The following is a 21,804-nucleotide window of genomic DNA, read 5'->3' as shown; positions in this document are numbered from 1 at the left end:
GATGCTTTTGCAGGCCGGGGTTACCTGATAAATCAAGCAGTACAAACGCCGTTTTTGACGATGCACAAACTGCCAGAATTTGCCAGCCCCAAAAAGCCAAAAGCCCGCAATTACGCGGGCTTCAGAGCATTTCTTGCTAGATCGTGCCGGACAATGCCGGACGTTCAATCATTCCCACTCAATAGTAGCCGGCGGCTTGCTCGACACATCGTAAGTCACCCGCGAAATCCCTTCGATCTCGTTGATGATCCGGCCGCTCACCGTCTCCAGCAGCTCATAAGGCAGGTGTGCCCAGCGAGCGGTCATGAAGTCGATGGTTTCGACCGCGCGCAGCGCGACGACCCAGGCGTAGCGGCGGCCGTCGCCGACGACGCCAACCGATTTGACCGGCTGGAACACTACGAATGCCTGGCTGACCTTGTGGTACCAGTCGGCCTTGCGCAGTTCTTCGATGAAGATGTGGTCGGCACGACGCAGGAGGTCGGCGTATTCCTTCTTCACTTCGCCGAGGATGCGCACGCCCAGGCCTGGGCCGGGGAATGGGTGGCGGTAGACCATGTCGTAGGGCAGGCCAAGTTCGAGGCCCAGGCGGCGGACTTCGTCCTTGAACAGTTCGCGCAGTGGCTCGACGAGCTTGAGGTTCATTTCTTCCGGCAGGCCGCCCACGTTGTGGTGCGACTTGATGACGTGGGCCTTGCCGCTTTTCGCGCCAGCGGACTCGATGACGTCCGGGTAGATGGTGCCTTGCGCCAGGTACTTGATGTTGTCCAGCTTGCAGGACTCGGCATCGAACACGTCGATGAAGGTACGGCCGATGATCTTGCGCTTCTTCTCTGGATCGCTCTCGCCTTCCAGGTTGTTCAGGAACTGTTCTTCGGCGTTGGCGCGGATCACCTTGACGCCCATGTTCTCGGCGAACATGGCCATCACTTGCTCGCCTTCATGCAGACGCAGCAGGCCGTTGTCGACGAATACGCAGGTCAGTTGATCGCCGATGGCCTTGTGCAACAGCGCCGCGACCACGGAGGAGTCAACGCCGCCGGAAAGGCCCAGCAACACGTTGTCAGTACCGACCTGAGCGCGAACCTGAGCGATAGCGTCTTCAGCAATCTTCGAAGGGGTCCACAGTGCTTCGCAGCCGCAGATGTCGAGGATGAAACGCGACAGGATGCGACCGCCCTGCTTGGTGTGAGTCACTTCCGGGTGGAACTGCACGCCGTAGTAACCGCGCGCGTCGTCAGCCATACCGGCAATCGGGCAGCTCGGGGTGCTGGCCAGAATGTGGAAGTCTTCCGGCAGTTTGGTGACCTTGTCACCGTGACTCATCCATACGTCGAGGCCAAACAGGCCGTCGGCGTCGATATGGTCTTCAATACCATCGAGCAGACGGCTTTTGCCGACTACGTCAACGCGAGCGTAGCCGAACTCGCGCAGCTCGGAACCGGCAACCTTGCCGCCCAACTGCTCGGCCATGGTCTGCATGCCGTAGCAGATACCGAAAACCGGCACACCCAGGTCAAATACCGCTTGCGGGCAGCGCGGGCTGTCGGCTTCGTGTACGGACTCGGGGCCGCCGGCGAGGATCACGCCTTTTGGAGCGAATTCGCGGATCGCTTCGTCGTCCATGTCAAACGGATGCAGCTCGCAATACACGCCGATTTCGCGCACGCGGCGGGCGATAAGCTGGGTGTACTGGGAACCGAAGTCGAGGATCAGGATACGGTGGGCGTGAATGTCGAGGGCCATGACTCATTCTCGTCAAAAAACAGAAACGACACGGGGCTGCGTCAACAGCCCCGGCTATGAAACTTGCTGGCCTGCATCGAGGCAAACACCCCGATGCAGTCCGGATCAACCGACGCGATAGTTCGGCGCTTCCTTGGTGATCTGCACGTCATGGACGTGGGACTCAGCCATACCGGCGCCAGTAATGCGAACGAACTCGGGCTTGGTGCGCATCTGCTCGATGTCGGCACTGCCGGTGTACCCCATGGAGGAACGCAGGCCGCCCATCAACTGATGGATGATGGCCGACAACGGACCTTTATAGGCCACACGGCCTTCGATACCTTCCGGCACCAGTTTCTCGGCACCTGCGGACGAATCCTGGAAGTAGCGATCGGACGAGCCTTGCGCCTGGGACATCGCACCCAGCGAACCCATGCCGCGATAGGCCTTGTAGGAACGACCCTGGAACAGTTCGATCTCGCCTGGCGCTTCTTCAGTACCGGCGAACATCGAGCCCATCATCACGCAGGAGGCGCCAGCCACGATAGCCTTGGACAGGTCACCGGAGAAGCGGATACCGCCGTCGGCGATCATCGGCACGCCAGTGCCTTCAAGGGCAGCGGAGACGTTGGCGATGGCGCTGATCTGCGGCACGCCGACACCGGCAACGATACGCGTGGTGCAGATGGAGCCCGGGCCGATACCGACCTTGACTGCATCGGCGCCTGCGGCAACCAGTGCCCTGGCCGCTTCGCCGGTGGCGATGTTGCCGCCGATGACCTGCACCTGAGGGAAGTTTTCCTTGACCCAGCGAACGCGGTCGATCACACCTTTGGAATGGCCGTGAGCGGTATCGACGACCACGACGTCAACGCCAGCCGCGACCAGTGCGGTGACGCGCTCGCCGGTGTCCTTGCCGGTACCGACTGCAGCGCCGACGCGCAGGCGAGCCTGATCGTCCTTGCTGGCCAGCGGGTAAGCCTTGGCTTTTTCGATGTCCTTGACGGTCATCATGCCCTTGAGCGCGAAGTTGCCGTCGACGATCAGGACTTTTTCCAGACGGTGCTTGTGCAGCAGTTCGCGCACTTCGTTCTTGTCGGCGCCTTCGCGCACAGTGACCAGGCGCTCTTTGGGCGTCATCACTTCGCGAACAGGGACATCAAGACGGTTTTCGAAGCGTACGTCGCGGGACGTCACGATGCCGACCAGGTCGCCATTGTGCAGAACCGGTACGCCGGAAATGTTGTGCATGCGGGTGAGTTCGAACAGATCGCGAACAGTGGCGTCGGCTTCGATCGTGATCGGGTCTTTAACGACGCCGGCCTCGAACTTCTTGACCTTGCGCACTTCGGCAGCTTGCTGCTCGATGGTCATGTTCTTGTGGATGATACCGATACCGCCTTCCTGGGCCATGGCAATTGCCAGACGGGCCTCGGTGACTGTATCCATTGCAGCAGAGACCAAAGGTATATTCAGCTCGATGCCACGGGTCAAACGGGTTTTCAGACTGACTTCGTTGGGAAGTACCTCGGAATAACCGGGCACAAGGAGAATGTCGTCGAATGTAAGGGCTTCTTGACTGATACGCAGCATCGCGGGGGCTCCCGGGCGGGAAATTGGAAGCGCGCCATTATACCCACAGACCCCGCCCGGCTCAATGTAAACCTCAGCCTATTATCAAAGCTGTTTATAGACGCACATTAACGCAGGAGACCGGGCGATCCAGACGTTCGGCGAAGTCATCCAGAAAGGTCTGCGTGAACGACGCATCCAGCCAGTTATTGAAGATGAAACCGAGGTTGGAAAACCCGCAGGCGTCGAGAAAAAGAAAGCCGTTGATGTCATCTTCGTGGCGGCATTCGGGGCAGGTGAAATTATCGGTATGACCGGGCATCCAGTCTTCCAGGCTGTCGAACAGCGCCTCCCCCACTTCGCGGCGACACTCCGGGCAACCGGCCTCTTCGGCAAAGTCGTTCAGCGGGGTATAGATGCAGCGCTTGGTGACGACTTCCAGGCCATTGACGACCTGCCCGAACGGCAACGCATCGGGGTTCTTCACCACCCGCTTCGCTCCGGGTGCCACTGCGTAAGCCATCTTGTTATAGGTGCGTCCACACGTGGTCAACTCCGGCTCGACCACATCGAGCTTGACCAGCCAGCGCAGGATCAGCCGCGCCCTGGCCTCGTGCCCGGGAAAGGTGGAAATTTGCGGGACGATGATGCTTTGGGTGTTCATAACGGAGCGTCGCTTAAAGCTGTTCGAGGCCGCAGCTTAATAGGCTGGCCATTCAGGTCAAGAAGCAATCCTGCCTTTACCGACGAGACAGACCTGTGCGCCAGACCGGCATTGCCATTATGATGCCGGACATGATCAAAGACCCTTTCGCAAGACTCGGCCTCGACCGGGAAGTCCTTACTGTCAGCCAGCTCAACGGCCGTGCCCGTGTGCTGCTGGAAGACGTGTTCAGCAGTATCTGGGTCGAGGGGGAGATCTCCAACCTCTCGCGCCCGGCGTCGGGCCATGTGTACTTCACGCTGAAGGACTCTGGCGCGCAGGTGCGCTGTGCCTTGTTCCGGCAGAGCGCGGCACGTGTGCGTCAGGCGCTCAAGGACGGCTTGCAGGTCAAGGTGCGCGGCAAGGTCTCGCTGTTTGAAGGCCGCGGCGACTATCAGTTGATTCTCGACACGGTGGAACCTGCAGGTGATGGTGCGTTGCGCCTGGCATTCGATGCGTTGAAAGCCAAGCTCAGCGACGAAGGCCTGTTCAGCGCCGAGCGCAAGGTCGCACTGCCGCTGCACCCGCAACGTATCGGGATTATCAGTTCTCCGACCGGTGCGGTGATCCGCGACATCATCAGCGTGTTCCGCCGTCGCGCGCCGCGGGTCGAGCTGACCTTGATTCCCACAGCCGTTCAGGGTCGCGAGGCGATCAACCAGATTGTCCGCGCGCTGAAGCTGGCCGACAGCAGGGGCTTCGATGCGTTGATCCTGGCCCGTGGCGGCGGCTCGCTGGAGGACCTGTGGTGCTTCAACGAAGAAGCTGTCGCCCGCGCCATCGACGCGTGCGTGACGCCGATTGTCAGCGCTGTCGGGCATGAAACCGATGTGTCCATCAGCGACTTTGTCGCCGACGTGCGCGCACCGACGCCTTCAGCTGCCGCCGAACTGCTCGCCCCGGATTCCATCGACCTGCATCGACGCGTCGACAACCTGCACCGGCGACTGGTCAGCCGCATGCAGGACCGCCTGATGCGCGAGCGGCTGCGTCTGGAGGGTATTTCCCGGCGTCTGCGCCACCCTGGCGAGCGCTTGCGTCAGCAGTCGCAACGGCTGGATGATCTGGACATGCGCCTGCGCCGCGCCTTTGAACAGAACATGCATCAACGCCAGCTGCGTCTGGCGCACCTGCAGAGCCGCCTTGCTGCCCAGCACCCGGGCCGGACCCTGGCCTTTTTGCGCCAGCGTCTGGATGCCCTGGCCGAGCGTCTGCCGCGAGCCATGCGTGAACAGATCAAGGCGCGCAAGCTGCAACTGCAAAGTCAGGTGCAGACCCTCAACGTGGTCAGCCCGCTCGCCACACTGGGACGCGGTTACAGCATCCTGCTCGACGAGCGCGGCCACGCGATCCGCAGCGCGGCACAGACGCAAACGGGCCAACGGCTTACCGCCAGGCTCGGCGAAGGCGAACTGCAAGTGCGCGTCGAAGACAATCACCTCACACCCGTGACCCTCTCCCTTCTGGACTGACTGCCTGATGCTACGTTTTATTGCCCCGCTGTTCGCCCTGCTGCTCTGTCTTCCCGCTCACGCTGACAGTTTTATTACCCGCGCACTCGACAAACCGGTGCCAGGCGGCGTGGCGGTTGTCGATCTGGGCACTGGCGCTCAGGCTCCGACCGCCACCTATCAAGGCAAACCGGTGCTGGTGGTCAAGGAACAGGGCACGCGCTGGCTGGCCATCGTGGGCATTCCGTTGACCGTCAAACCCGGCACTCAGCAAGTCACGTCCGGCGGGCGCACGCTCAACTTCACCGTTGGCAGCAAGAAATACCCGGAGCAGCACATCACGCTCAAGAACAAACGTCAGGTCAATCCCAACCCTGAAGACAACAAACGCATCGAGGGCGAATTGGCCGAGCAACTGCGCGCTTACCGCAGTTTCAGCCCAGGCACGCCAAGCAACCTGATTCTGGACAAGCCGGTCAACGGCCCGCTGTCGAGCAAATTCGGCGTGCGTCGCTTCTTCAACGGCGAAGAGCGCAATCCGCATTCGGGACTCGACTTCGCGGTTCCGGCCGGCACACCGATAAAGTCCCCGGCAGCGGGCAAGGTCATCCTGACCGGCAATTACTTCTTCAATGGCAACACCGTATTCGTCGATCACGGGCAAGGCTTCATCAGCATGTTTTGCCATATGTCGAAGATCGACGTGAAGGTCGGCGACCTCGTCGCGCGTGGCGGAGTGGTCGGCAAGGTCGGCGCCACCGGTCGCGCAACCGGGCCGCACATGCACTGGAACGTCAGCCTCAACGATGCGCGCGTGGACCCGGCGATCTTCATCGGCGCTTTTCAGCCGTAAGCCTGTTGGTGAGCGAGCGTTACGGCGCTCGCTCACGCAAGCCCTCACTTGCGCACATCGCTTTCGACCAACAATAACCTGGATATAACGCTTTAAATACCGCTATAAAAAATCGTCAAAGGCGTATTTTCGAGAATTTATTCCAATCTTTTTCAAGTGCTTGCCATCATCCATGCCAATGGTTACGGTTGGCCTCATGAAAACCTCTCAAACCCTTATTCTGTTGCGCCAACACCGGTGCCTCAGCCTGGTCAGCGCCCGACTGCCTGGCTAGCATGCTGTGCCTCGTCCCTGTGTTCGCAATTTCCTGTGCTATCTATCCAGAACGGCAGGCCGCCCAACCCCGGCCCCGTGAATACAAAAGGATTTCCTGATGACCATGCTCAAAGACCCTTCGAAGAAGTACCGTGCGTTCCCGACCATTGATCTGCCTGACCGCACCTGGCCTTCGAAGACCATCGATGCAGCGCCGATCTGGTGCAGCTCCGACCTGCGCGACGGCAACCAGTCGCTGATCGAACCCATGGACGCGGCCAAGAAACTGCGCTTCTGGAAAACCCTGGTCAGCGTTGGCGTCAAGGAAATCGAGGCATCCTTTCCATCGGCTTCGCAGACTGACTTCGACTTCGTGCGTACCCTGATCGAAGACGGCCATATCCCGGATGACACCACCATCCAGGTACTGACCCAGGCTCGCGAAGACTTGATCGCCCGCACCTTCGAATCGCTGCGCGGCGCGAAAAAGGCCATTGTTCACCTGTATAACGCGACCAGCCCGTCATTCCGCCGCATCGTCTTCAATCAGGACAAGGCCGGGGTGAAAGAGATCGCGGTCAACGCGGCCAAGCTGTTCGTCAAATATGCAGCACAACAGCCTGAAACCCAGTGGACCTTCGAGTACTCGCCGGAAACCTTCAGTGCGACCGAGCTGGAATTCGCCAAGGAAGTCTGCGATGCGGTGATCGAGGTGTGGAACCCGACGCCCGAGAACAAGGTGATCCTCAACCTCCCGGCCACCGTGGAAGTGGCGACACCCAACATTTACGCTGACCAGATCGAATGGTTCGGCCGCAACATTACCCGCCGCGACAGCGTGCTGATCAGCCTGCATACCCACAACGACCGTGGTACGGGCGTTGCCGCTACCGAGCTGGGCCTGATGGCCGGCGCAGATCGCGTCGAGGGCTGCCTGTTCGGTAACGGCGAGCGGACCGGCAACGTCGATCTGGTCACCGTGGCCCTGAACCTTTACACCCAAGGCATCAACCCGGAGCTGGATTTCTCGGATATCGACGGTGTGCGCAAGGTCGTCGAAGAATGCAACCAGATTCCTGTGCACCCACGTCACCCGTACGTTGGCGACCTGGTTCACACCGCGTTCTCCGGTTCGCACCAGGATGCGATTCGCAAGGGTTTCACCCAGCAGAAGGAAGGCGAGTTGTGGGAAGTGCCTTACCTGCCGATTGACCCGGCCGACATCGGTCGCAGCTACGAGGCGGTGATTCGCGTCAACAGCCAGTCGGGCAAAGGTGGCATCACTTACCTGCTGGAACAGGAATATGGCATCTCCCTGCCACGCCGCATGCAGATCGAGTTCAGCCAGGTGGTTCAGGGTGAAACCGATCGTCTGGGTCTGGAGATGACGGCCGAGCAGATTCACTCGCTGTTGCGTCGTGAGTACCTGCAAGCCAACGTTCCTTATGCGCTGATCAGCCATAAGTTGCAGGAGGAGAACGGCAACAGCTCGGTGGATGCCGAGGTGCACGTCGACGGCGAAACCCAGCACTGGCGCGGCAAGGGCAAGGGCGCGCTGGAAGCACTGGTTGCCGGTCTGCCGGTGGCCGTGGAAATCATGGATTACAACGAGCATGCGATCGGCTCGGGTACCACCGCCAAGGCGGCCGCCTACATCGAGCTGCGCGTGAATGGCGAACGCGCCGTCCATGGCGTGGGCATCGATGAAAACATCACCACGGCGAGCTTCCGCGCCCTGTTCAGTGCCCTGAATCGTTCACTCAGCCAGACCCAGGCCAAAGCGGCCTGATTCGATAGCCGGATGGCGGACGCAGGTCCGTCATCCGCATCGCCCTCTTCCCTCCCCGCCTCACACTGCACCAGCCTCTTGCATTCCGCGCATGACCCTGCCTGTTTCGGCATAATCTTTTTCATTTATGCTGTGGTAGCATGCTGCCCTTACTCCAGAGCGCGCCCAATCCAACAGCAATTCATATGCTGACGATGCCTGCTCGGACTTACCTGCCAGCTGCACCTTTCCTATAAAACCAAGACGACTATTGCATTGATTTCCGGACGAAAAGAATGCTCGGGCAGACCCACCGTGCATTGAAATTACCATCGGCCTCGGTACGCTGAGCTGATCCAATCACATTTGGAGCGATTATGCCCAAGGCTTCCCATCAAGATTTGCGCCGTAGCTTCCGTGCGCTCACCTCGTCGAACGCTTGCTTTCACACAGCCTCGGTGTTCGACCCCATGTCAGCGCGAATCGCAGCGGATCTGGGCTTTGAAGTAGGCATCCTCGGCGGCTCCGTGGCGTCGCTGCAAGTCCTGGCAGCCCCTGACTTCGCCCTGATCACCCTGAGCGAATTCGTTGAACAGGCCACGCGCATCGGCCGTGTCGCACAGCTCCCGGTCATCGCGGACGCAGACCATGGTTATGGCAATGCCCTTAACGTCATGCGCACCGTTGTCGAACTGGAACGTGCCGGTATTTCTGCACTGACGATCGAAGATACCCTGCTGCCGGCACAGTTCGGACGCAAATCCACTGATCTGATTTCCACTGCCGAAGGTGTTGGCAAGATCCGCGCAGCGTTGGAGGCTCGCGTCGATCCAGAGATGTCGATTTTCGCTCGTACCAACGCAGCGATCATTCCGGTTCAGGAAGCCATCAGCCGGGTTCAGCAGTATCAGGCTGCCGGGGCTGACGGCATTACCATCGTCGGCATTCGGGACTTCGATCACCTGGCGCAGATATCCGAAGGCGTGACCGTACCGCTGATGCTGGTGACGTACGGCAACCCGGAACTGCACGACAACGCGCGCCTTGCCGAGATGGGTGTGAGGATTTGCGTGCATGGCCACGCAGCGTACTTCGCGGCGATCAAGGCCACCTATGACTGCCTGCGCGAGCAGCGTCAGATACTGGGCAACGAGTCGAACATGAGTGCGACTGAACTGACCCACACCTACACGCAGCCTGAAGACTACGTAGAGTGGGCCCGCAAATTCATGAACGTCAACGAGTGACAGGCAACGCTGGACGCTGCGCCGCCTGATCAGGGGCGCAAGCAGCTGAATGCCCACGCAACACTGTGCGCGGGCATGATGAGCATCACTTCGGACGCAAAGCAGGCGATATCACGCGGTGGTGTTTACACCGCCACCGGTTTCCAGCTGCAGCAACGAGGCCTGCAACGTCTGCAGGTTGGCGCTGATGGTCGCGATCTGGCCCTGAATCGCCATGGACTTCTGCGCCTTCTCTTCCGCTGACCCTTTACCGCTTTGAGCAGCAGCCAGCTGCGCCTTCTGCTCGGCGAGTTGCTTCTGAGCGTCCTTGATCTGCTGCTTTATCTGCTCGATCGTCTGATTGAGAGACGATTCGCTGGAGCCACCCACGCTGCCGCCGCCACCCGCTGCACCGGCCTTGCCACCTTCAGTCGACGCCTGATCAGAGCTTTTCTCCGTTTCGGTAGTCGTGGTGGCGACAGCAGTCGCGGTCTTGGCCGTTTCAGCATCAGTAGGCTTGACCGTTAGCGTCAACGAGCTTGAGTAACTGTTCAGCGTGGAGGTATTGATAGTAGTCATGACGGTCTCCTGGAAGTCTGGAACAGCTATCGGCCGACTGGAAACATTCTGAAGTACTTTTATTGAATATTGAAAGAGTCCGCGTCCAGCCCGGCCGGAAACCGCGTACGGTAGGCTTGCAGGTCTGCCGCGCTGAGCGTCGCCCTGAACACTCCATCCGCTTCGCCCGCGCTCAACAGGCTCTCGCCCTGAAAATCCAGGACCTGACTGTCACCGGTGTACGCAAAGCCCTTGCCGTCCGACCCGACGCGATTGACCGCCGCCACGTAGCACAGGTTTTCAATGGCTCTGGCGGGCAGCAACCGGTTCCAGTGCAGACGCCGTGCGCCCGGCCAGTTGGCGGTGTACAGCAACAGATCGGTGTCCTGGGCGTCACGGCTCCAGACCGGAAAGCGCAGGTCATAGCAGATCAGCGGGCGTACACGCCAGCCGTTGAGCTCAAACATCACCTGGCGATCACCCGGCGTGTAGTGCTCGTGTTCACCGGCCATGCGAAACAGATGACGCTTGTCGTAATGCAGCAGTTCACCGTCTGGCCGCGCCCACAACAGGCGATTGCGATGACTGCCATCGGCAGCGCGCATCATGACGCTGCCGGTTACCACGGCGTTGATACGCCTGGCCTGCGCCAATAGCCATAGCGATGTAGGCCCGGCTTCCGGCTCTGACAGGGCCTCGGACTCCATCGAGAACCCGGTGGTGAACATCTCTGGCAGGATCACCAGGTCCGCGCCGCGAGCCTGATCCAGCAATGGCTCGAAATGCTCGAGATTGGCCTCGCGATCATGCCACGCCAGCGTGGTCTGGATCAGTGCGAGGTTGAGGTTGGGCAGCCCGCTTATATCGCGCATAGTTTCTCCGCCGCCAGACGCAGCGTCTCTTCCTGTTTGGCGAAGCATAGGCGGATCAGGCGCTGCCCTTCTGGCGGGCTCTGGTAGAACACCGAAATCGGAATGCTCGCCACGCCATGCTCACGGGTCATCCACAAGGCCATGTCGACGTCATTGAGGTCGGGCCTGATCTGCGAGTAATCGACCAACTGGAAATAAGTCCCGCCCACCGGCCGGAAGCTGAAACGCGACTCGGCCAGATGACTGCAGAAAAAGTCGCGCTTGGCCTGATAGAAGCCTGGCAGTTCATCGACATGCTCAGGGTGTTCGGCCATGAAGTCGGCCAATGCGTATTGCAACGGCGTGACACCACAGAAGCTCACATACTGATGCACCTTGCGCAGTTCGGACGTCAGCGCAGGCGGCGCGACCACGTAACCGGTTTTCCAGCCTGTGACGTGATAGGTCTTGCCGAACGAACTGACGACGAAGGCGCGCTGATACAGCGCTTCGTGGTCGAGCACACTGACGTGGCGTGCGCCGTCAAACACCAGGTGTTCATAGACTTCATCGCTGAGCAGGTAAATGTCGCGATCGGCGATCAGCGCGGCCAGTCGATCAAGCTCTGCACGACTGATCAGAGCGCCGCTGGGGTTGTGCGGGCTGTTGATGACAATCATGCGGGTACGCGGGCTCAGCGCATCGCTGAGCTTTTGCCAGTCGATGGAGAAGTCATCCAGCCCCAGTTGCACATGAACGCAGCGCCCACCGGCCAGTTCGACGGCAGGCTCATAGCTGTCGTAACAAGGGTCGAAAATGATCACTTCATCGCCAGCACGAATAACGCTATGGATCGCGCAGAAAATCGCCTGGGTGGCACCCGGTGTAATAGTGATTTCAGTGTCCGCATTGACCGTACGCCCATAGCTGCGGGCGATCTTTGCCGCAACTTGCTGACGAAGCGCAGGCAGCCCGGTCATCGGTGAGTATTGGTTATGGCCTTGAGTGACGTGTCGGCAGACCGCGTCACGCAGCGCCTGCGGCCCGTCAAAATCAGGAAACCCCTGGGACAGGTTGATAGCCCCGGTTTCGGCGGCCAGCTGTGACATGACGGTGAAGATAGTGGTGCCCACGTTGGGCAACTTGCTGTCGATCATGGAACCCTTTCCCTGCAATCTCCCGGCACCGGGCGGCACGGGGTCAGGCAGGATAGCCCATTAAACGGACACAAAAAAAGGCGCCGAAGCGCCTTTTTCCAGATGCTGACTCAGCGCTTGTCGCGGCGCTTCTTGTCGGCCTTCTTGTGGTGCGACATCATCCGACGCTTCTTGTTGACCTGACGGTCGGTGAGCGTGTTCTTGTTGCCTTCATACGGGTTCTCGCCGCCCTTGAACTCGATACGGATCGGCGTACCGACCAGTTTGAGCACACGCCGGTAAGTGTTTTCCAGGTAACGGACGTAGGACTTGGGTACTTTCTCGACCTGATTACCGTGGATCACGATCAGCGGCGGGTTGGCACCACCCAAGTGAGCGTAGCGCAGCTTGATGCGGCGGCTGCCGACCATCGGTGGCGCATGCTCGCTGACCGCATCTTCGAGAATCTGCGTCAGGCGGCTGGTTGGCCAGCGGGTTACCGCAGACTTGAACGAGTTCTGTACCGACTGATACAGGTTGCCCACGCCCGTGCCGTGCAGTGCGGAGATGAAGTGGATGTCGGCGAAGTCGACGAAGAACAACCGGCGCTCCAGCTCGATCTTCACGAAATCGCGTTCGCCCGGCGTCATGCCGTCCCACTTGTTCAGCGCGATGACCAGCGCACGACCCGCTTCAAGGGCGAAGCCCAGCAGGTTCAGGTCGTGGTCGACCACACCTTCGCGGGCGTCCATCACAAAGATCACCACGTTGGCGTCCTTGATGGCCTGCAGCGTCTTGACCACCGAGAACTTTTCAACTTCCTCGTGGATCTTGCCGCGCTTGCGCACACCCGCGGTGTCGATCAGCGTGTACTTCTCTTCGTTACGCTCGAAGGGAATGTAGATACTGTCGCGCGTGGTGCCTGGCTCGTCATAGACGATAACCCGGTCTTCACCCAGCATACGGTTGACCAGCGTCGACTTGCCGACGTTGGGACGACCGATGATGGCGATCTTGATGCCGTCTTTCTCGCTAGGGCCGGGAATGCGCTTGGCTTCCTGACCTTCGGCGACTTCCTCGACCTCAACGCCCTCTTCAGGCTCGTCTTCGTCTCTGGGGAATTCGCGCAGAGCGATTTCGAGCATCTGCGAGATACCACGACCGTGGGCACCGGCCACCGGAATGGCATCGCCCAGGCCCATCGGGCTGAACTCGGCGCGTGCCAGGTTCTCGTCGATGTTGTCGATCTTGTTGGCAACCACGTAGGAACGCTTGTTGCGCTTGCGCAGGTGCTCACCAATCATCTGATCAGCAGCGGTGTAGCCCGCACGGGCGTCCACCAGAAACAGCACCACATCGGCTTCTTCAATGGCCAGCAGCGACTGCTCGGCCATCTTTTCGTCCATGCCATGCTCGTCACCGGAGATACCGCCGGTGTCGATCAGAATATAGGAGCGCCCTTGCCACTTCGCCTCTCCGTATTGGCGATCACGGGTAAGACCGGACAGATCGCCGACAATGGCGTCGCGAGTCCTGGTCAGGCGGTTGAACATGGTGGACTTGCCGACGTTCGGTCGACCCACCAGGGCGATTACGGGAACCATGCGGCTCTCCACTTCGTTATTTCAGAAAATACAAAAGCCGCTGCAGGGCAGCGGCCGGAGTTCGGGGCGATGCCACAAAGGCAGCGCAGCCTTGCCGAAGCAAGGGCACCCGGGGCCATTGGCCCCGGGCATGGACACTTATTGCTTGATGGTCAGGGCTTCCAGTTTGCCGCTGTTGCCATACACGTAAATCATGTCCCCAACCACCAGCGGACGCGCACGCAGGCCGTCGCTGTCGATACGTTCGCGACCGACAAAACGACCGTCCACCTGGCTCAACAGGTGCAGGTAGCCTTCCATGTCACCGACCGCTACGTAGCTGGAATACACTTCCGGCGCGCCGAGCTGGCGGCGAGCCAGTGATTCGTTGCTCCACAGTGCAGAGGACGAACGCTCGTCGATACCTTCGACAGTACCGGAGGCCAGAGTGGCATAGACGCTGCCAAAGCCCTGGGCGACACCCGAGTAGCTCGAAGCATCACGCTGCCAGAGGACACGACCGCTTTCCAGATCGAGACCGGCGACGCGGCCCTGATAGGTAGCAACGTACAGCGTACCGCCGGACAGCAACAGGCCGCCGTCGATATCGACCACACGATCCAGTTCCGAGCGACCTTGCGGGATGGCAACACGCTGCTCCCAGATCGGCACGCCGTTGGTGATATCCAGAGCGACGACCTTGCCGGTCGACAGACCTGCCACGGCAAGACGGTTCGTCGCCAGCGGAGCACCGGTACCGCGCAGGGTCAGCACCGCCGGGGTACTTTCGTAGATCCAGAGCTGCGAACCGGTAGAGGCGTCGAAACCGACGATGCGGTCATCCTGAGTCTGGACAACGACCACGGAACCGTTGGTGGCAGGCGGAGCCAGCACTTCGCTGGTGACGCGAGCGCGCCACTTTTCTTCACCGGACGTGGCGTCCATGGCAATCACTTCACCCTTGAGGGTGCCGATCATCACCAGTCCGTAGCCCACGCCGACTGCACCGGAAACGGGCAGGTCGAGATCCTTCTTCCAGATCACGTCGCCAGTCAGACGGTCCAGCGACACGACTTCGCCCGTGACGTCAGCCGCATAGATACGGTCGCCATCAATGGCCGGCACGAGCATGTTGTAAGTCTTGCCCTGACCGTCGCCAATGGAACGGCTCCACTGCTTGTGCAGAACCACTTCTTCTTTGAAGTCGGTCAGCTCGGCCGGAGGCAATTCCTTTTTGCTGTTGCTGCTGCAACCCGCGGCCAGAATGGCCAGAGCCAGCAATGCTGCATGTTTCCAACGAATCACGTCACGCATCCCCTTTCGCCAGATCGTCGAGCTTCATTTGCAGGCCACCCACTGCTGCGTCTTCGGACAGAGCAGATTTGGCCTTTTGGTATGCAGCATACGCCTCGTCGGTACGACCCAGCTGTACCAGCAGGTCACCCTTGAGTTCTTCACGACTGGCGAGGAAAGCCTTGTCGGCATCGCCGTCGAGCAGCTTCAGCGCGTCATCGGTCTTGTTCTGCGCAGCCAGCACGCGTGCCAGACGTTGACGGGCAATCTCGCCCAGCGTGTCATTGGCAGGTTTGTCGGCCACGGTTTTCAGCTCGGCTGCAGCATCGTCCAGCTTGCCAGCATCGACCGCCACCTTGGCGACGAACAGGCTACCGAACTGTGCGTAGGTAGTGCCACCGAATTCGCTTTTCAGTTTGCCGGAGATCTCGGCTACACGTGCGGTGTCTGCCTGACCACTGGGCGTCAGCGCGGTTTCCAGCAATTGCTGATAAAGCATCGAGGCGCCTTGCGACTGGCTGGCCTGATACCTGTGCCAGAACTGCCAACCCAGAACCACGACCAACGCAAGCAGACCGCCGGTCAACAGAGGTTTGCCGTTGCGCTGCCACCAGTCCTTCATTACCGCCAGCTCTTCATCTTCGGTACCCGACACCCCAATACTCCTATTCGCTAAACGGCTGTTAAATCAGCTTCAACCCTGCACGACGCAGGAGGCCAGGTGCTCTGACAGAGCATCCCAGGCAATATTTTGTTGTTCACCCTGGCCACGCAGGGGCTTGACGCCAATGACCTTCGCCGCCAGTTCTTCTTCGCCGAGGATCAGTGCGAACAGCGCACCGCTCTTGTCGGCCTTCTTGAACTGGCTTTTGAAGCTGCCGGCACCGGCGTTGACCTGCAACCGCAGGGTCGGCAGCTGATCACGGACCTTTTCGGTCAATGCCAGTGCCGCCAGCTCGGCCGCTTCGCCGAATGCGCACAGGTAGACATCGACCTGACGGGCAATCTCTTCCGGCACCTGTTCAAGGGTTTCGAGCAGCAGAACCAGACGCTCGATACCCATCGCGAAACCGACGCCTGCAGTAGGCTTGCCACCCATCTGCTCGACCAGACCGTCGTAACGACCGCCCGCACAGACCGTACCCTGGGCACCGAGTTGATCGGTGACCCACTCGAAAACGGTCTTGCTGTAGTAGTCCAGGCCACGCACCAGCTTGGGATTGATCACATAAGGGATACCGGCGGCGTCCAGACGGGCCTTCAGGCCTTCGAAGTGAATGCGGGACTCGTCATCCAGGTAGTCCGCCAGTTTCGGCGCATCGATCAGCACAGCCTGGGTTTCAGGGTGCTTGGTGTCCAGCACGCGCAGCGGGTTGGTTTTCAGGCGGCGCTGGCTGTCTTCGTCCAGTTGGTCGAGACGTGCCGAGAGGTATTCGACCAGCGCGTCGCGATAACGCGCACGCGCCTCGCTGGTGCCCAGGCTGTTCAGCTCGAGCTTCACGGCGTTGCGGATGCCCAGCAGGCCCCACAGGCGCCAGGTCATGACAATCAGTTCGGCATCGATATCCGGACCGTCCAGGTTGAAAACCTCGACGCCGATCTGATGAAACTGACGATAACGGCCTTTCTGTGGACGCTCGTGACGGAACATCGGACCGATGTACCACAGTTTTTGAACCTGGCCGCCGCCAGTGATACCGTGTTCGAGGACCGCACGCACGCATGCGGCAGTGCCTTCAGGGCGCAGGGTCAGAGAGTCACCGTTACGATCGGCGAAGGTGTACATCTCTTTCTCGACGATATCGGTCACTTCACCGATGGAGCGCTTGAACAGCTCGGTGAATTCGACGATAGGCATACGAATCTGGCGGTAACCGTAGTTATCCAGCAGACGGGAAACAGTGCCTTCGAAGTGACGCCACAGCGGCGTCTGCTCGGGCAGGATGTCGTTCATGCCACGAATGGCTTGTAGAGACTTACTCACAGAAAATCCTTAGCAATCCGGGTTAGCCGCGCACGATGACCGAGGCGTCGGCTTCGGCTTTTTCAGCCGCTTTCTCGCGAATCAAGCGTTCCAGCTCATTCACGAGATTGTCATTGGTCAGTTTCTGCGCGGGTTTGCCGTCGATGTAGATCAGGTTCGGCGTACCACCGGTCAGGCCGATATGCGCCTCTTTGGCTTCGCCCGGACCATTGACCACACAACCGATGACCGCGACATCGAGCGGAACCAGCAAATCCTCGAGGCGACCTTCCAGCTCGTTCATGGTCTTGACCACATCGAAGTTCTGCCGCGAGCAGCTCGGGCAGGCGATGAAGTTGATACCACGCGAACGAAGACGCAACGATTTGAGAATGTCGTACCCGACCTTCACTTCCTCGACCGGGTCAGCCGCCAGCGAGATGCGGATAGTATCGCCAATTCCTTCGGCGAGCAGCATACCGAGACCGACAGCCGATTTCACCGTACCTGAACGCAAGCCACCGGCTTCGGTGATGCCCAGGTGCAGCGGCTGAACAATCTCCTTGGCCAGCAGGCGATAGGCAGCGACGGCCATAAACACATCGGAAGCCTTGACGCTGACCTTGAAGTCCGGAAAGTTCAGGCGTTCCAGGTGCTCGACATGGCGCAGCGCAGATTCTACCAAGGCCTCTGGCGTAGGCTCGCCGTACTTCTTCTGCAGGTCTTTTTCCAGCGAACCGGCGTTGACGCCGATACGGATCGGGATGCCTCGATCACGCGCAGCATCGACCACGGCCCGCACACGGTCTTCACGACCGATATTGCCCGGGTTGATACGCAGACAGTCGACGCCCAGCTCCGCCACACGCAGGGCGATGCGGTAATCGAAGTGGATGTCGGCGACCAGCGGCACCTTGACCAGTTGCTTGATGCGGCCGAATGCTTCGGCAGCGTCCATGTCGGGCACCGAAACACGCACGATGTCGACACCCGCCGCTTCCAGACGATTGATCTGTGCCACGGTAGCGGCCACATCGTTGGTATCACTGTTGGTCATGCTTTGCACCGCGATCGGCGCATCACCGCCGACTGGTACGGAACCGACCCATATTTTCCGGGATTCGCGACGCTTGATTGGAGATTCGCCGTGCATGACTTATTGCCCTAGCTTCAGGCGAGCAGTTTCGCCGCTGGTAAAAGGTGCTACATCCACAGGCTGACCGTTGTAGCTGACCTGCGCACCACGCGCATAGCCCAGACGCAGGGTCAACGGCGGCTTGCCGCTGACATCCAGACTGTCGCCCTTGCGCTTGAGGCCGCTGACCAGCACCTTGCCGTTTCCGTCAGTGACCTGGGTCCAGCAATCGGCAACGAACTGTACGGTCACCTGACCGGCACCCGTCACGGCAGGCACTGGCTGCTCGGCAGGTGCAGTCGGCATCGACGGCACGGTCGGCGCAGCAACGGGGGCTTGCGGCGTGCTCGCCGGTGGCGTGGCAGCAGCAGGCGTCTGTGTTTGTGGTTGTGCGGTTGCATGACCTGTAACGCTGGAAGCCGGGGCCGCTGGCGCAGCAGCTGGCGCCTCACTGGCAGGCGCACCGGTATTCAACGGCAAGGAAGTTTGTCCGGAGGCAGGCGTTTCAGCCACAGCAGGCTCTTCCGGCTCGTCGAGCGGGTGAATCTGCGTGGTGCCGTCGGCACTTTCGACTTCGACGTGCTCCATGTTCAGCCCGGACTGATCCCTGCCGCGCAAGGTCGCCTGATCCTGCCACCAGAAGAAACCACCGCCGACCAGGATCACCAGCAACAGCAGGCTGACGATACGCAGAATGTTGTGCGACAGCCTGACCGGCTCTTCGATACGGCCCAGCGCGTGGACCGAACTGCCCTTACCGTCAGTGCCGGTGAACTGGTCGAACTGTTCGACCAGCGCCGCCTGATCAAGGTCAAGCAGTTTGGCGTAGGCACGCACGTAGCCCCGGGCAAACGTATGCCCAGGCAGCTTTTCAAACTGGCCGTTCTCCAGATTGGTCAGGGAGGTCACGGTGAGATTGAGTCTCAAGGCCACATCTGGCAGCGACCAGCTCCTGCTCTCGCGGGCCTGGCGCAGGGTTTCTCCAGGATTCACGCGATTGGTTGCTACAACTTCGGGATGCGCCGCTTTCATCATTGCTCCGACAGGTATTGCTGATATTCCGGCGTACCGGGATAGAGTCTTTTCAACAGCAGGCCAAAGCTGGCTGCCTTGTTACGATCATCATATATCTTCGCCAGCCGTGTACCGAGCAATAGACTACGTGCATTTTGCTCGCTGAGTTGGCTAAAACGGTCGTAATAGTCACGCGCCGGCACATATTGCTTGTCTTCGTAGGACAGCTGAGCCATTTCCAGCAAGGATAATGGCAACTGACGGTCCAGGCGCAATGCCTTGGTAAAATGCTCGCGAGCCTGCTCGCGGTTGCCCAGTTTCAGCGAGGTCATGCCCAGGCTTTCAAAAACCCGTGACCGCTCAGGATACAGGTTGTCGGCAGCCGCCTGTTCAAAACGCTCGTAGGCTTCCTTGTAACGTTTTTGCTCGAACAGAAAACTGCCGTAATTGTTGACGATACGTGTTTCGTTATTGCTGGCGGCCAACGCCTTGCGAAAGTACTGCTCTGCCAGCTCCGGCTCCATCTCTGTCTGGAACACCAGGGCCAGCGCGGCGTTGGCCTGCGCATCCGAGCTGTCGAGTTCAAGCGCCTTTTTCAGCGGAACCTTGGCGCGCTCGGTCTGCCCCTGCTGGAAATAACCCAGGCCAAGCTGCACGTAAGCCTTGCGCGCTTCCTCGCGCCCCTGGGCCGTCGTCAGCGGGTTGACGTTACCGGTGGACACGCACGCTGTCAGCAGGACGACAACACAGAGCAGCAGCGAGGCACGCACAGGCATGGAGTCTCTCTCGGTCAGGTTCGCAGTCAGGTTCGAGTCACCGCGACAGGGGCCGCATCGACCTCGGCGCTCAACTCACGCACTGCAATGTAGCGTTCGCTACGGCGTGTGCGGTCCATCACCTGCCCGACCAACTGGCCGCATGCAGCATCGATATCTTCACCGCGTGTGGTGCGCACAGTGACGTTATAACCGGCCTGATGCAACAGGTCCTGAAAACGACGGATTGCGTTGTTGCTGGGACGCTCGTAACCGGAGTGCGGAAACGGGTTGAACGGAATCAGGTTGATCTTGCAAGGTGTGTCCTTGAGCAGTTCGATCATCTCGACCGCGTGCTCTACCTTGTCGTTGATGTCCTTGAGCATGGTGTACTCGATGGTGAGCACACGCTTTTCGCCCAGATTGGACATATAGCGACGGCAGGACTCAAGAAGCATTTTCAACGGGTATTTCTTGTTGAGCGGCACCAACTGGTTGCGCAGCGCATCGTTCGGTGCGTGCAGCGACAAGGCCAGGGACACGTCGATGTGCTTGGAAAGCTCATCGATCATCGGCACCACACCGGAGGTGGACAAGGTCACCCGGCGCTTGGAAATGCCATACCCCAGGTCATCCATCATCAGATGCATGGCGGCAATGACATTATCGAAGTTCAGCAGCGGCTCACCCATGCCCATCATCACCACGTTGGTGATGGCACGGTCGACGGTCGCCGGGACGCTGCCGAAGGATTTGTTGGCAATCCACACCTGACCGATGACTTCGGCGGCGGTGAGGTTGCTGTTGAAGCCTTGCTTGCCCGTGGAACAGAAGCTGCAATCCAGGGCACAGCCCGCCTGGGACGAAACACACAAGGTGCCACGCTTGCCCTGCGGAATGTAGACGGTCTCGACACAGCTGCCGGACTCTACGCGCACCACCCATTTACGGGTGCCGTCGCTGGAGATGTCCTCGCTGACCACTTCGGGACCGCGAACTTCGGCACAGGCCTTGAGCTTTTCGCGCAGGGCCTTGCTGACGTTCGTCATCGCGTCGAAATCGTCGACGCCGAAGTGGTGAATCCACTTCATGACCTGACCGGCACGGAAGCGCTTCTCCCCGATAGAGTCGAAGAATTTCTCCATTTCCTGTTGAGTCAGCCCCAGCAGGTTGGTTTTACCAGTCGATGCAATCATGAATTCACCCTTCACTCGTCAGTCAAAAATGACTTAGCGAGCGGTTACTTCGGTAGCTGCGAAGAAGTACGAGATTTCGCGAGCGGCGGCTGCTTCGGAATCGGAGCCGTGAACAGCGTTGGCGTCGATGGAATCAGCGAAATCAGCACGGATGGTGCCGGCAGCAGCTTCTTTAGGGTTGGTAGCGCCCATCAGCTCGCGGTTCAGAGCGATAGCGTTTTCGCCTTCCAGAACCTGAACGACAACCGGACCGGAGATCATGAAAGCAACCAGGTCGCCGAAGAAACCGCGAGCGCTGTGCTCAGCGTAGAAACCTTCAGCTTCGGCCTTGGACAGTTGCTTCAGCTTGGAAGCGACAACGCGCAGACCGGCTTTTTCGAAACGAGTGGTGATCTCGCCGATTACGTTCTTGGCAACGGCGTCAGGCTTGATGATGGAGAAAGTACGTTGAACAGCCATGGTGAAACTCCAGAAGCAGTGATTGAAGCGAAAAATTAAACCCGCGAATTATACGCGGGTTCTGGTGTATTGCCTAACTGCGTACGTTACTGAACGTCAATCGGCCTCTTCGATCCATAACCCCTGGATCGCCTCGAGAACCTTTTCCCCACTACGGTCCGGGTGGTCATCGAACTCAGGCAAGGCCATGACCAGATTACGCAGCCTGGGAAAACTCACAGTCAGCGGATCGACATCCGGGTGGCTTTCAGCCAGCTGGATGGCGATTTCCTGCACATCAACCCATTTGAGACTCATGAGCAATC

Annotated in this window: 20 protein-coding genes; 4 read left to right on the top strand and 16 right to left on the bottom strand. The window is 59.6% G+C overall.

Features of this window, described 5'->3' with window-relative positions:
* Positions 1-168 precede the first annotated feature (168 nt).
* The 3 genes from guaA to PI739_RS01990 form a co-directional block, all read right to left on the bottom strand.
* Positions 169-1,746: a glutamine-hydrolyzing GMP synthase gene (guaA, locus tag PI739_RS02000; protein ID WP_055007843.1), complete on the bottom strand. Its 1,578-nt coding sequence runs from the start codon at positions 1,744-1,746 to the stop codon at positions 169-171.
* A 105-nt stretch (positions 1,747-1,851) separates the two neighbouring features.
* Positions 1,852-3,321 carry an IMP dehydrogenase gene (guaB, locus tag PI739_RS01995; RefSeq protein ID WP_003433443.1) on the bottom strand — a complete coding sequence of 490 codons (1,470 nt, stop codon included), beginning with the start codon at positions 3,319-3,321 and terminating at the stop codon, positions 1,852-1,854.
* Positions 3,322-3,415: 94 nt separating this feature from the next.
* A complete protein-coding gene (locus tag PI739_RS01990) occupies positions 3,416-3,964 on the bottom strand; it encodes a hypothetical protein (protein WP_054080733.1) in 549 nt (182 codons plus the stop codon).
* Positions 3,965-4,095: 131 nt separating this feature from the next.
* On the opposite strand from PI739_RS01990, the gene xseA reads away from it, so the two are divergent.
* The 4 genes from xseA (at position 4,096) to PI739_RS01970 (ending at position 9,577) form a co-directional block, all read left to right on the top strand.
* Complete coding sequence (xseA, locus tag PI739_RS01985) at positions 4,096-5,475, top strand: exodeoxyribonuclease VII large subunit (protein WP_161428620.1); 1,380 nt, start codon at positions 4,096-4,098, stop codon at positions 5,473-5,475.
* 7 nt (positions 5,476-5,482) lie between these two features.
* Positions 5,483-6,307, top strand: a complete 825-nt coding sequence (locus PI739_RS01980) for a M23 family metallopeptidase (protein ID WP_271351453.1) — start codon at positions 5,483-5,485, stop codon at positions 6,305-6,307.
* A gap of 373 nt (positions 6,308-6,680) precedes the next feature.
* A complete protein-coding gene (gene leuA / locus PI739_RS01975) occupies positions 6,681-8,351 on the top strand; it encodes a 2-isopropylmalate synthase (RefSeq protein WP_003433446.1) in 1,671 nt (556 codons plus the stop codon).
* 356 nt (positions 8,352-8,707) lie between these two features.
* Positions 8,708-9,577, top strand: a complete 870-nt coding sequence (locus PI739_RS01970) for an isocitrate lyase/PEP mutase family protein (protein WP_003365065.1) — start codon at positions 8,708-8,710, stop codon at positions 9,575-9,577.
* A 111-nt stretch (positions 9,578-9,688) separates the two neighbouring features.
* Here PI739_RS01970 and PI739_RS01965 read toward each other — a convergent pair whose 3' ends face one another.
* The 13 genes from PI739_RS01965 to iscX form a co-directional block, all read right to left on the bottom strand.
* A complete protein-coding gene (locus PI739_RS01965) occupies positions 9,689-10,135 on the bottom strand; it encodes a FlxA-like family protein (RefSeq protein WP_060708762.1) in 447 nt (148 codons plus the stop codon).
* A gap of 59 nt (positions 10,136-10,194) precedes the next feature.
* Entirely contained in the window at positions 10,195-10,986 is a 792-nt protein-coding gene (locus tag PI739_RS01960) for an amidohydrolase (RefSeq protein WP_024662103.1), read from the bottom strand.
* Positions 10,974-12,122, bottom strand: coding sequence for a pyridoxal phosphate-dependent aminotransferase (locus tag PI739_RS01955; RefSeq protein WP_003433449.1), 1,149 nt, complete (start codon positions 12,120-12,122; stop codon positions 10,974-10,976). Before PI739_RS01955 ends, PI739_RS01960 begins: the two co-directional genes overlap by 13 nt.
* A 110-nt stretch (positions 12,123-12,232) precedes the next feature.
* Complete coding sequence (gene der / locus PI739_RS01950) at positions 12,233-13,705, bottom strand: ribosome biogenesis GTPase Der (RefSeq protein WP_003365072.1); 1,473 nt, start codon at positions 13,703-13,705, stop codon at positions 12,233-12,235.
* 138 nt (positions 13,706-13,843) lie between these two features.
* Entirely contained in the window at positions 13,844-14,998 is a 1,155-nt protein-coding gene (gene bamB, locus PI739_RS01945) for an outer membrane protein assembly factor BamB (RefSeq protein WP_042930335.1), read from the bottom strand.
* A complete protein-coding gene (locus PI739_RS01940; RefSeq protein WP_002552488.1) occupies positions 14,991-15,632 on the bottom strand; it encodes a YfgM family protein in 642 nt (213 codons plus the stop codon). The genes bamB and PI739_RS01940 overlap by 8 nt, the downstream gene beginning before the upstream one ends.
* A 39-nt stretch (positions 15,633-15,671) precedes the next feature.
* Entirely contained in the window at positions 15,672-16,961 is a 1,290-nt protein-coding gene (gene hisS / locus PI739_RS01935; protein WP_271351452.1) for a histidine--tRNA ligase, read from the bottom strand.
* A 22-nt stretch (positions 16,962-16,983) separates the two neighbouring features.
* Positions 16,984-18,093 carry a flavodoxin-dependent (E)-4-hydroxy-3-methylbut-2-enyl-diphosphate synthase gene (gene ispG / locus PI739_RS01930; protein ID WP_003365075.1) on the bottom strand — a complete coding sequence of 370 codons (1,110 nt, stop codon included), beginning with the start codon at positions 18,091-18,093 and terminating at the stop codon, positions 16,984-16,986.
* 3 nt (positions 18,094-18,096) lie between these two features.
* Entirely contained in the window at positions 18,097-19,107 is a 1,011-nt protein-coding gene (locus PI739_RS01925; protein WP_271351451.1) for a RodZ domain-containing protein, read from the bottom strand.
* Positions 19,107-19,865: a type IV pilus biogenesis/stability protein PilW gene (pilW, locus tag PI739_RS01920; protein WP_003409116.1), complete on the bottom strand. Its 759-nt coding sequence runs from the start codon at positions 19,863-19,865 to the stop codon at positions 19,107-19,109. Before pilW ends, PI739_RS01925 begins: the two co-directional genes overlap by 1 nt.
* Before the next feature lie 26 nt (positions 19,866-19,891).
* On the bottom strand, positions 19,892-21,040 hold the full coding sequence (gene rlmN / locus PI739_RS01915; RefSeq protein WP_151342075.1) for a dual-specificity RNA methyltransferase RlmN: 1,149 nt from the start codon (positions 21,038-21,040) through the stop codon (positions 19,892-19,894).
* A 33-nt stretch (positions 21,041-21,073) separates the two neighbouring features.
* Positions 21,074-21,499, bottom strand: coding sequence for a nucleoside-diphosphate kinase (gene ndk / locus PI739_RS01910; protein ID WP_002552482.1), 426 nt, complete (start codon positions 21,497-21,499; stop codon positions 21,074-21,076).
* 96 nt (positions 21,500-21,595) lie between these two features.
* The gene (gene iscX / locus PI739_RS01905; RefSeq protein ID WP_002552481.1) at positions 21,596-21,796 is read right to left on the bottom strand and encodes a Fe-S cluster assembly protein IscX; all 201 of its coding nucleotides are present in this window, start codon (positions 21,794-21,796) and stop codon (positions 21,596-21,598) included.
* Positions 21,797-21,804 lie beyond the last annotated feature (8 nt).

The organism is Pseudomonas cerasi (genome assembly GCF_027983475.1).
Taxonomy (GTDB): Bacteria; Pseudomonadota; Gammaproteobacteria; order Pseudomonadales; family Pseudomonadaceae; genus Aquipseudomonas; species Aquipseudomonas cerasi.
Note: the sequence above shows the minus strand (reverse complement) of the source record. Positions and strands in the feature narration are given on the sequence as shown.

Bases quoted from the DNA above. Each gene is read 5' to 3' on its own strand.
- ispG (WP_003365075.1), bottom strand. From the start codon at position 18,093: ATGCACGGCGAATCTCCAATCAAGCGTCGCGAATCCCGGAAAATATGG.
- pilW (WP_003409116.1), bottom strand. From the start codon at position 19,865: ATGCCTGTGCGTGCCTCGCTGCTGCTCTGTGTTGTCGTCCTGCTGACA.
- PI739_RS01980 (WP_271351453.1), top strand. From the start codon at position 5,483: ATGCTACGTTTTATTGCCCCGCTGTTCGCCCTGCTGCTCTGTCTTCCC.
- PI739_RS01990 (WP_054080733.1), bottom strand. From the start codon at position 3,964: ATGAACACCCAAAGCATCATCGTCCCGCAAATTTCCACCTTTCCCGGG.
- guaB (WP_003433443.1), bottom strand. From the start codon at position 3,321: ATGCTGCGTATCAGTCAAGAAGCCCTTACATTCGACGACATTCTCCTT.
- leuA (WP_003433446.1), top strand. From the start codon at position 6,681: ATGACCATGCTCAAAGACCCTTCGAAGAAGTACCGTGCGTTCCCGACC.
- PI739_RS01955 (WP_003433449.1), bottom strand. From the start codon at position 12,122: ATGATCGACAGCAAGTTGCCCAACGTGGGCACCACTATCTTCACCGTC.
- PI739_RS01970 (WP_003365065.1), top strand. From the start codon at position 8,708: ATGCCCAAGGCTTCCCATCAAGATTTGCGCCGTAGCTTCCGTGCGCTC.
- der (WP_003365072.1), bottom strand. From the start codon at position 13,705: ATGGTTCCCGTAATCGCCCTGGTGGGTCGACCGAACGTCGGCAAGTCC.
- rlmN (WP_151342075.1), bottom strand. From the start codon at position 21,040: ATGATTGCATCGACTGGTAAAACCAACCTGCTGGGGCTGACTCAACAG.
- PI739_RS01960 (WP_024662103.1), bottom strand. From the start codon at position 10,986: ATGCGCGATATAAGCGGGCTGCCCAACCTCAACCTCGCACTGATCCAG.
- guaA (WP_055007843.1), bottom strand. From the start codon at position 1,746: ATGGCCCTCGACATTCACGCCCACCGTATCCTGATCCTCGACTTCGGT.
- xseA (WP_161428620.1), top strand. From the start codon at position 4,096: ATGATCAAAGACCCTTTCGCAAGACTCGGCCTCGACCGGGAAGTCCTT.
- bamB (WP_042930335.1), bottom strand. From the start codon at position 14,998: ATGCGTGACGTGATTCGTTGGAAACATGCAGCATTGCTGGCTCTGGCC.
- PI739_RS01965 (WP_060708762.1), bottom strand. From the start codon at position 10,135: ATGACTACTATCAATACCTCCACGCTGAACAGTTACTCAAGCTCGTTG.
- iscX (WP_002552481.1), bottom strand. From the start codon at position 21,796: ATGAGTCTCAAATGGGTTGATGTGCAGGAAATCGCCATCCAGCTGGCT.
- PI739_RS01925 (WP_271351451.1), bottom strand. From the start codon at position 19,107: ATGAAAGCGGCGCATCCCGAAGTTGTAGCAACCAATCGCGTGAATCCT.
- ndk (WP_002552482.1), bottom strand. From the start codon at position 21,499: ATGGCTGTTCAACGTACTTTCTCCATCATCAAGCCTGACGCCGTTGCC.